Consider the following 1,529-nt stretch of genomic DNA (forward strand, 5'->3'; position numbering starts at 1 on the left):
CGATATTGCTGAGGCGGACTGCAGGCTGGTGGTTATGCACTCAGCGCAGCGGGATGGCATCGCCACCCGCACCGGTCTCCTTCGACCCGAAGACGCGCTCGACGAGATTGTGCGGTTCTTCGAGGCGCGGGTTTCCGCCTTGCGACGGAGCGGGGTCGCTGCCGACCGGCTCATCCTCGATCCGGGGATGGGATTTTTCTTGAGCCCCGCACCGGAAACATCGCTGCACGTGCTGTCGAACCTTCAAAAGCTGAAGTCGGCGTTGGGGCTTCCGCTATTGGTCTCGGTGTCGCGGAAATCCTTCTTGGGCGCCACCGTTGGCCTTCCTGTAAAGGATCTGGGTCCAGCGAGCCTTGCGGCGGAACTTCACGCGATCGGCAATGGCGCTGACTACGTCCGCACCCACGCGCCTGGAGATCTGCGAAGCGCAATCACCTTCTCGGAAACCCTCGCGAAATTTCGCAGTCGCGACGCCAGAGACCGAGGGTTAGATCATGCCTAGCATTCACCTTCCGGCCGCCCGCTAGCGGACCCTGGTCAGGTTCCGCGAAGGTGGGCGCAGACATGCTGGGCTCGTCAGGATCAAACTGCACTATGAGGCGGCGGTTCATACCGCGCCAGGGGAGCGAATGGACAGCGAGGAGCCTCCGAACGTTCGGGTCGCCTGCTCGGGTGATATCGACGAGGTTGTGCGGCTGATGCACGACGCTGCGGCGTGGATGTCCGCCAAGGGAACGCCCGCCTGGGACGTCGCGCGGATCGACCGGACATTCGCGGAGACCTTCGTCCTGAGATCCGAGCTCCTAGTCGCGAGTTGCAGCGACGGCATCGTCGGCTGTTGCACCTTGTCGGCCGAGGATCCCGAGTTCTGGCCCGACGCCCTCAAGGGGGAGGCCGCATATCTGCACAAGCTCGCGGTGCGACGGACACATGCGGGCCGGGGTGTCAGCTCCGCGCTGATCGAGGCTTGCCGCCATGCCGCGCGAACGCAGGGGTGCGCCAAGCTGCGGCTCGACTGCCACCCGAACCTGCGTGGCCTATACGAGCGGCTCGGATTCACCCACGTCGACACTTTCAATCCCGGCTGGGATCCAACCTTCATCGCAGAACGCCTAGAACTCGAAATCTAACGTCCGTTCGGGCATCGAGGTCCATGTCGGGGTGGGACGGGCCCGTGGCTTCAAGATCACTTGCAGTCCGACCGCGATGTCTTGGTTGCGCGAGAGGTTGTCGATATCCTCCACTTCCATCATCAACCCTGGATAATGCCGCCGCCGTCATCGCCGCCGACGCCCGTGCCGGGCTTTTCGGGCCTGTCAGGCTTGCTCGGCCTTCAGCCTGCCTGGGCGAGATCTCCGGCGGACGGATTAACGGCGGAGCTTCGCCGCCTTTCGTGCGTGTGAAGGCCGAAGATAGTTCTCTCAAAAACATCCGTTTATGAGAGATACCAAATGTCATTTTCAGAAGACGACTGCACCAGTTGATTGGGCGTAATGGCTGTTGTGCAGCCAGCTCCTGACAGTTCAATA

2 protein-coding genes are annotated in these 1,529 nt (G+C 62.3%); both read left to right on the forward strand.

Features of this window, described 5'->3' with window-relative positions; translation table 11 throughout:
* On the forward strand, nt 1-502 hold a 502-nt coding region (locus ACEQFP_RS17405), incomplete at its 5' end, for a dihydropteroate synthase (protein WP_396464373.1).
* Nucleotides 503-629: 127 nt separating this feature from the next.
* Nucleotides 630-1,130 (forward strand): GNAT family N-acetyltransferase, encoded by a 501-nt coding sequence (locus ACEQFP_RS17410; RefSeq protein WP_000376623.1) that lies wholly within the window; start codon nt 630-632, stop codon nt 1,128-1,130.
* The last annotated feature ends 399 nt before the right edge of the window (nt 1,131-1,529 follow it).

This window comes from Edwardsiella sp. A.80236, assembly GCF_044540725.1.
Classification (GTDB): Bacteria; Pseudomonadota; Gammaproteobacteria; order Enterobacterales; family Enterobacteriaceae; genus Edwardsiella; species Edwardsiella tarda.